General features: G+C 69.8%; 9 protein-coding genes. 3 read left to right on the forward strand and 6 right to left on the reverse strand.

The genetic code is table 11. The features are described 5' to 3' along the window. Positions 1-184: 184 nt before the first annotated feature. From D9V37_RS19920 to D9V37_RS19930, 3 genes are all read right to left on the reverse strand, one after another. The gene (locus tag D9V37_RS19920) at positions 185-1291 is read right to left on the reverse strand and encodes a hypothetical protein (protein WP_121807811.1); all 1107 of its coding nucleotides are present in this window, start codon (positions 1289-1291) and stop codon (positions 185-187) included. A 118-nt stretch (positions 1292-1409) separates the two neighbouring features. Beyond that, entirely contained in the window at positions 1410-2216 is an 807-nt protein-coding gene (locus D9V37_RS19925; RefSeq protein WP_121807812.1) for an Ig-like domain-containing protein, read from the reverse strand. 189 nt (positions 2217-2405) lie between these two features. Beyond that, entirely contained in the window at positions 2406-3071 is a 666-nt protein-coding gene (locus D9V37_RS19930; protein WP_121807813.1) for a response regulator transcription factor, read from the reverse strand. 104 nt (positions 3072-3175) lie between these two features. Between D9V37_RS19930 and D9V37_RS19935 the strand changes: the two genes are divergently transcribed. Next, positions 3176-3454, forward strand: a complete 279-nt coding sequence (locus tag D9V37_RS19935; RefSeq protein WP_121807814.1) for a GlsB/YeaQ/YmgE family stress response membrane protein — start codon at positions 3176-3178, stop codon at positions 3452-3454. Positions 3455-3608: 154 nt separating this feature from the next. Beyond that, positions 3609-4328, forward strand: coding sequence for a VanZ family protein (locus tag D9V37_RS19940; RefSeq protein ID WP_198412658.1), 720 nt, complete (start codon positions 3609-3611; stop codon positions 4326-4328). Between the two features lie 130 nt (positions 4329-4458). Here D9V37_RS19940 and D9V37_RS19945 read toward each other — a convergent pair whose 3' ends face one another. Both D9V37_RS19945 and D9V37_RS19950 read right to left on the reverse strand, forming a co-directional pair. Beyond that, the gene (locus tag D9V37_RS19945) at positions 4459-4749 is read right to left on the reverse strand and encodes a hypothetical protein (protein ID WP_121807815.1); all 291 of its coding nucleotides are present in this window, start codon (positions 4747-4749) and stop codon (positions 4459-4461) included. A gap of 164 nt (positions 4750-4913) precedes the next feature. After that, the gene (locus tag D9V37_RS19950) at positions 4914-5441 is read right to left on the reverse strand and encodes a DoxX family protein (protein ID WP_121807816.1); all 528 of its coding nucleotides are present in this window, start codon (positions 5439-5441) and stop codon (positions 4914-4916) included. Positions 5442-5664: 223 nt separating this feature from the next. Between D9V37_RS19950 and D9V37_RS19955 the strand changes: the two genes are divergently transcribed. Beyond that, positions 5665-6666: a hypothetical protein gene (locus tag D9V37_RS19955; protein ID WP_147456012.1), complete on the forward strand. Its 1002-nt coding sequence runs from the start codon at positions 5665-5667 to the stop codon at positions 6664-6666. A 57-nt stretch (positions 6667-6723) separates the two neighbouring features. Here the strand turns inward: D9V37_RS19955 and D9V37_RS19960 are convergent, their stop codons facing one another. Next, positions 6724-7218, reverse strand: coding sequence for a DUF3291 domain-containing protein (locus tag D9V37_RS19960; RefSeq protein ID WP_121807818.1), 495 nt, complete (start codon positions 7216-7218; stop codon positions 6724-6726). Positions 7219-7293: the final 75 nt, after the last annotated feature.

Genomic DNA, 7293 nt, shown 5'->3' on the forward strand with positions numbered 1-7293 from the left:
GCTCGACGGGTCTGCAGCAAAGATGCCTGCCCCCGGTGGCTAGAAGAGTCAGCAGGCGCGACGCTCAGCTTCGACGCCGCTGGGGAGCGGCTCATCAAACACGCGACACTGCCGGGCACGGGAAGCACTCGGCCTACTGCGGGTCGGGCTGGGCGCGGCATTGTGTGATGACTGCTGATACTGATCAGTCGCGCCACGGCCGATTGGTTTGGATTAGCTCGGGGGTGAGGATCATGTCGCCGAAGTCGGCGCGGGCTTTGGCGAGGACGTCGGGATCGGGGTGTGGTGTGGAGTACCACGTAGAGAGGTCTGGTGCTTGGACCAGGTGCCTGCCCCCGGCCAGGTGCTCGATGTCCCAGTCTGACAAGTCGTGTGCGCGTGCGAGGTGTTCATTGGTGAGGAGTTGTAAGCCGCTTGCGTCGGGTACGAACGAGGAAAGCAGCGGAATGTTGTAGTCGACGTCACTCTCTTCGACGTGGGGGTAGTGGGCAGGACTCGGATTCGGGCTGCTGAGGCCGGCTCGTTCGTATGCGATCCATCCGTAGCGGGTCCGGGGCGGCGTCCACAGCAGGATCTTGCGGAGCTGGTCGAGGTGGGTCTCCCACGTCGCGCCCGTTTCGTGTTGGTGGTACTGGGCTTGGCCCTGCGTCCAGAAGTTGGCCATCCGGTACCGGACCGGTTTTGTGGTGGTGACGCAGGCGACGCTGGCGGGCAGGAAGCGTGGGATCGCTTCAGCCAGTGCCTGTTCGTAATCGGGACTCTCGGGCCTTATCCAGTGGTCGTCGCGTCCGAAATACTGGAGCTCTCCGGGCAGGTAGGTCCACCCCAGTGTCTTCTCCGACAGATATCGGGTGAGGTTCTCCTCGACGAACCATCCCGGGGGCCGGTCGTTCTTCGGCACTAGAGTGAGGTCGCTGGTGTTGTAACTGATGAAGGCCATGGGCACCGGTTCCCTGACCCCTGGCGAAGGGTGTGCAGAAGAGGGCGCGCCCACGATGGATCCGTCGGTAAACCCACCGAAACTCGCCGCGAGCCGCGTCAGCCACTCCATCCAGTGCTCGATCGTGTCGGCGTCGACCAGCAGGCCCGTCCAACCATGCTCGGTCTTGACCCACTCCTCGGCCTTGACTGGATTGCCGTGCGCGCCCAGCTCGTGGTGAAGGCCCGCACTGCGCTCGACCAGATCAGATTCGTCCGGCTCTAGGTCACCCAAGTCGGCCTTGATGAGGAACCAGAGCCGACCGAGGTCACGCGTCCAGGATCGCTTAAGCCTCTGCAAATCGACGTCCACCAGTCATCCCCTCTCCAGTCTTGATCACGGAAGTAGCCGAAGACAGGACGGGATTTTAGGTCGGAGGAGCGGGTCGCGGTCGGTGCTGCGGACGAGGGGCGGGTGACGCGGCCGCGGCTCAGCGCCAGGGAGAGGCCTGGTGTGCCGCGCTGCTCAGGCCGGCCCTGCCGACGGCCATGACGCTGGCGAAGACGTCGCTCACGTCCTGGGTGTGGACCTTCCCGGTGCGGGTGTTGATGGTGCCGAAGGTCAGGGGCACCCCGCCGACGCCGGCGACGCGGAGCGAGGCGAGGTAGACGGGCTTGTCGAGGCCGGTGTGGACCACGGCGGTGTGACCTGGCGCGATGGTGCGTCGCACCGCGGGGCGCTTGGCCTTCTGCGAGCCCAGCAGCAGCCGGACGGGCTGGGCGTTGGCGTTGGTGAAGCGGATGGTCGCCCGGTGACCGTCGCGGGCCCTGCGGGTCACGTGCGCCACGACCGGGGTGTCGGCTGCGGCCGTGACGGTGATGGTGCCCGAGCGGTAGTAGTCACCGTCGGTGACGGCGTAGCGGAAGGTGTCGGTGGTGGCGTGGGTGCTGGGCAGGCTCAGGTAGCTGACGGTGCCGTCGGCCAGGGCGCACGCGATCCCGTGCGTGGCGGCATCGACCTTGACCAGCGCGAGCTGGTCGGCGTCGGCGTCGGTGTCGTTGGCCAGGACCGGGATGGTGGTCACCGAGCCGGCCACGACGTTGACGGCGTCGTCGCGCACGGTGGGAGCGGTGGCCGAGGTGTGGGAGAGCGGGGTCATGGCCGGGCAGTCGCCGTCCACGACGGAGGCCGAGACGGCCGAGGCTGCCGAGGCGGCGCCGCCGAGGCCCGCCGTGGCGAGGCTGGTCGCGAGGAACGCGGTGCCGGCGAGGAGTCGGCGGGGTCGCAGGGTGCTCATGGTTCTCCTTCGGTCAGCGCGGCGTCGCGCCTGGTGAAGGCACAGCATGCAGGTTTCTCCCGATCCGCACACAGGTTTTGACCGACCCGGTGCGTGAGCCCGAGACCCGGCTGTGTTCGGGGTCTGTCTGGCCCTGCGCGCCGCATCGGCGACGATCGAGCGCCGTGGGGTGGACGGCAGCTCGGACCGTCACGGTCCGCCGCGCCAGTGGTCGATGCGTCGGTGGTCGGGGAGGAAGCCGTGGCGCACTCCCCACAGCACCGCCTGCGTGCGGCTCTCGACGTCGATCTTGCGGTACAGGCCTCGGATGTAGGACTTGACGGTGTTGGGCTTGAGGTAGGTCAGCGCGACGACCTCGGCGTTGCTCTTCCCCTGCGTGATCAGGGCGAGGATCTCCGACTCGCGATGGGTCAGGCCCTCCGAGCGTCCCGGCCAGTCGCCGCTGTTGGCGAACGTCTTCGACGGCGGGGTGCTGATCACCCTCTCCCCGGCGTGGACCGACTCGAGGGCCTCGACCAGCTCGCGGGCGTTGAGCGCCTTGGACAGGTAGCCGTCCACCCCCAGGTCCTGCGCCATCGCGACCAGGTCGGGGTGGAAGTTGGCCGTGTACATCACGACGCGCCGCGCGTGGGGGTTGTCGATGAGGGTCTTGACCTCGTGGTGGTCCGACTCCGGCTGGGCGAAGGAGTCGTACAGCGCGATGTCGACGACGTCCTTCACCGGCTCGTTCGTGTCGAGCTCGGCGACGACGACGCGGTCGCGGTAGGGCTCGAGCATGGTGGCGACGCCCACGACGACCACGTCGTAGTCGTCGACGAGCGCCACCGTGATGGCGCCCGGTGCGGTTCCGGCCATATCGGCAAGGTAACCCACCTAGGGGGGTGTAGCACCCCACCCAGGGGTGCTTGCCTTCGACTCTGGGGCCATTACCGTCGGCCCCCTAGTGAAAGGCCAGCGTCATGCTCGGACTCATCCTCACCATCCTCATCGTGGGCGCGATCGCCGAGTTCATCGCCCGGCTGCTCGTGCCCGGGCGGCAGCACATGTCGGTCCTCGCGACGATCGCCCTCGGAGTCGTGGGCTCCCTGATCGGCGGCTTCCTCGGCTACGTGCTGTTCCACAAGGACGCCCAGGACGGGTTGTTCCAGCCCTCCGGCATCGTCGGTTCCATCATCGGCGCCGTCATCGCCCTGGTGATCTGGCAGATGACCCAGCGCCGCCACGACGCTCGCGTCTGAGCCCGGCGCGAGGACCAGCCCGGCCACCGATCCGGTGCCCGGTGCTGGCCTCGGTCGCCGCCGACCGCGGTCGGCGGCGAGCGGGTCGAGGAACCCTCCATGCGATCGATCGATGGTCGGTTCCGGACGGGAGCAGGCGGCTACGATCACCCGCGTGGGCCTGTCGGCTGGGCCGCCGCCGGGTAGCGCCGCGACCATCGCCGACCGCGTTCGGTGGCGCCCACCGCGAGCACGGGGGTGGAGCACGTTGTTCGGCGAGGTCCCGGTGCTTCCGGTGGTGGTGCCGCTGGGGGTCGCGGTCGTCACCGGGTCGGTGTGGCACCTGCGACGACATGGGCGGTTGACGCTGCCACGGGCCGGGGTCGCCCTCGCCGTCGGCCTCTACGCGGCCGGCATCGTCGCCAACACCGTGTTCCCGATCTATCTGGACAAGCCCGCCCGCGCTGGTGGGTGGATCTCCGCTCTGAACCTGGTGCCGTTGGCCGGCTACGAGATCGGCGACGCCGTCATGAACATCGGCGTCTTCGTGCCCGTCGGCGTCCTGCTGTCCCTCGTGCTGCCCCCGTGGGCCTGGTGGCGGGTCCTGGTCGCGGCGGCCTCGCTCAGCCTGGCCATCGAGGTCAGCCAGCTCGTGACCGCTCATCTCCTCGCGGGCGGTCACATCGCCGACGTCAACGACCTCATCTTCAACGTGGTGGGGGCTGCGATCGGTCTCGCGCTGCTGTCCGCGCTGTCGCGGACGTCGGTCGCCGCTCGGCTGATCGACAGGTGCGACTGGTCTCCGCCGGTCACGGCTCGAGCGGGTCGGCGTGGTCCGGACCGACGATCGGCGGGCCCTCGGGTGCACCCTGGTTCGGGTTCTCGTCGGGGCTGACGTCGGGATCGGTGGGGTCCGGCTCGTTCGGCGTGCTGCTCATGCGGGGAGTACCCATCGCGAACACCTTGCACCGATCCAGGTCGCTGGGAGCCGATCCCCGCGGGTGCTCCCGCACAGACGGCCCGGTTCAGTACGGGTTGCCGACCGGGGGGTGGTCGAGCGCCCACAGGAGTCTGGCCTCGTGGGAGAGCTCGGCCGGGCACAGGTCGTCGACGGCCTGGGTGTAGCCCTCGTCCCACCGCTCGGCGGAACGGTCAGCGATGTCGGGGAAGTAGAACAGGACCACGTCGGCGAGGTGCTCCTGGTAGCTGTGCGCCATGGTGCTGATCCAGTCCCCGCAGGTACAGCCGTGGACGGAGACGGCGCGCACGAGGCGGTGTTCGTCGAGACGAGCGGCGACGTCGTCACGCATGGTCATGCCCGGCTCCTACCCACAGGCCACGAGCGCCGAATCATCGAGAGTCCGACCTGTCCCGAAAGATCAGTGCGTGATCTGGGTCACACCATGCCGGCCGCCCGGCGCGACGGATCCCGTCGCGAGCGTCGACGGCCGACCGGACCGGGAGTGGGCGGTGCGCGTGCTCAGCCGCGGGGGCCGGCACCACTGGGGTCGGATTGCGGGGTGGCGGCTCTTGCCGCCTCGAGCGTGCCGTAGGCCGCGGCAGCCCCGAGCGCTGCGGCGAGGAGGCCGTAGACCGGTCCGGACCTCTCGATGCCGAGCAGGTGATCGAGCGAGAGGCTGCCAGGGCCGTCCTCGGCGATAGCCAGCACCGCGGCGATCAGGACGGCGTTGTACTCCCAACCGCCGCCGGTGACCCATGGGCCCTTGCCGGCGTGCACCTTGGCGATCGCGACCGTCATCGTGCCGGTCAGGATCGCGCTCGCCAGCGGCGTCGCGAGTCCGGCGGCCAGGAGCGCGCCGCCCGCAGTCTCGCTGATCCCCGCCGCGTAGGCGTTGCGGCGAGGTGGGTGCATACCCATCCCCTCCATCGCCGCGGTCATCCCCTCGATCCCCGGGCCCCCGAACCAGCCCTGGAGCTTCTGGGTGCCGTGACCCACGAAGAGGCTGCCGATCACGACACGTGCTGCGAGCTTGGCGATCTTGGGCATCGTGGACCTCCGCACCGATGGGCTGATGGTGGTGACGATGCTAGAGCCAGTGCAGCGATCGACGCGCCGGACGCGGCCTCCGTGAGCAGCCGAGCCAGGGCACGCAGGCGCTTCGACGCCCGTCAGGCCGGTCGATGCGCTCGTGGGAGTCGCGTGCCTCACGCCGACGCCATCGACCTCCCGTTTCGACACCAGCGCTCCGGTGGCGAGAGGATCTCGATTCGTGACGATGACGCCGCGGGCCCTCCGGTTCGAGACGCTGCGGGAGTCCAGCGGCGTCAGCGACCGGCTGCGGGCCATCGGTGGCAGTCCGCTGATGACCTTCAGCGTGGTCATCCTCGGGCTGCTCGTGGTCGTGTTCGCCGCCGTGCTGGCGTTCGTGGTCGGCGCCGGTCACGCGGACGAGAACGTCACGTTCTGGCTGATGCCGGCGTTCTTCGTCGTGACCGGTTGCTGGGGACTGGCCTCGATCTGGAGCACGGTGGGAGAGACGGGTTCCCTGGCGCGGTTCGCCCACGTGAACGGCCTGCTGAGCATCACCGGCACCCTCGCGCCGGACTACGCGGGCAGCCTCTTCGCCCACCGCTCGGCGGCGGTCGACCGGAGCGTGCGTACCCGCGGCCGCGACTTCGTGGAGGTCGGGGACCGCTTCCCGGTCGCGAGCGGCCACGATCTCGCGGCCACCTGGTCTCCTGGTCCGGCCGCCCTACTCCGACGTGAGCTGTTCCTCCGGGCCCGTCTGACCGGTGGCGCCGCAGGCGATCCGGTGCTCGGTGCCCGCATCCCGGCGGATCTGGAGCCGCGGCTCGAACGCTTCGCCGGTGAGCCCTGCAGCGTCGAGCTCACCGCCGACGAGCTCACCGTGTTCGGCAGCGAGCCGCTGGGGATCGACGATCCCGACCGGATGCGCGAGGCCTTCGACCTCGTCGACGCGCTGGCCGCCGCGAACTCCGCGCGAGAGCCGGCCGGGCTGGACACCACGGTGTCCTCGATCCCGCGCGGGCGCGGGCCGTGGTGGGTTGTGCTCGGCGTCCTTGCAATGCTGGTGGTGGTCCCGATCGGCTTCGCCCTCGTGATGTCGGCCGTCGATCACCTGCTCGGCCACGGCAGCCTGGCCGGCCTGCTCGTCATCCCCGCCGTGCTGGTCGTGGCCATCGTGGTCCGGCTGACCATCCGCCATCTGCTGACGCCGCCGCGGCCCACCGACGAGGCGCCCCGCCTCTAGGCGCGCCGGGGTCCGGTCCCCTCGCCTCGCCCATGTCGTGAGCGGCCGCTGTCCCCGCTAGCGCGGCCAAGGTCGCGCGGCCGGGCGCCGGCGGCCTTCGGCTCGCCCCGAGGCGTCGAAGCGGTGCCTCACGGTGAACGCACGAGGCGTGGGGCCCTCCCGGCGCAAGAGGGCGAGGTGGGCCAGGGCGCTGTCCGCGGACGGTCGGTCCTCGGCCGACGTCCACCACAGGGCCGTGGACGGTTGGACCACGGGTGTGAACCACTCGCCACGACGCAGCAGGGCCCGACCGTGCGGGCTGCGGTAGACGAACCCGTGCAGGGACGAGTAGTCGGTCCACGTCGACACGCTCACGACGCGGAGCGGATCCTCGGGGTCGACCCGCGGGTGTCCGCGGCTGCTGCTGGTGAGCTGCCAGACGAAGCCCGGCGACGCTCGTGCGAGGCGGCTGATGGCGTCGAAGGCGTCGACGAACCCAGACATGACGGGATCGTCGAGCGGCGCCCGCATGGCGAACTCGGTGATCTGCGCGAGCACCCGTTCGGCGGCCATGGATGTCCACTGTGCACCCAGTCGGGTGCGGACCGCCTGGTCCAGCTTCAGGACAGGACGTCCTCGAGGCTGGTC

The organism is Nocardioides mangrovicus (assembly GCF_003674065.1).
Lineage (GTDB): Bacteria > Actinomycetota > Actinomycetes > Propionibacteriales > Nocardioidaceae > Marmoricola > Marmoricola mangrovicus.

What these genes read in the sequence shown, in the direction of transcription:
- D9V37_RS19945 (WP_121807815.1), bottom strand. Translation starts at nt 4,749, where the DNA reads ATGACCATGCGTGACGACGTCGCCGCTCGTCTCGACGAACACCGCCTC.
- D9V37_RS19925 (WP_121807812.1), bottom strand. Translation starts at nt 2,216, where the DNA reads ATGAGCACCCTGCGACCCCGCCGACTCCTCGCCGGCACCGCGTTCCTC.
- D9V37_RS19950 (WP_121807816.1), bottom strand. Translation starts at nt 5,441, where the DNA reads ATGCCCAAGATCGCCAAGCTCGCAGCACGTGTCGTGATCGGCAGCCTC.
- D9V37_RS19930 (WP_121807813.1), bottom strand. Translation starts at nt 3,071, where the DNA reads ATGGCCGGAACCGCACCGGGCGCCATCACGGTGGCGCTCGTCGACGAC.
- D9V37_RS19960 (WP_121807818.1), bottom strand. Translation starts at nt 7,218, where the DNA reads ATGGCCGCCGAACGGGTGCTCGCGCAGATCACCGAGTTCGCCATGCGG.
- D9V37_RS19935 (WP_121807814.1), top strand. Translation starts at nt 3,176, where the DNA reads ATGCTCGGACTCATCCTCACCATCCTCATCGTGGGCGCGATCGCCGAG.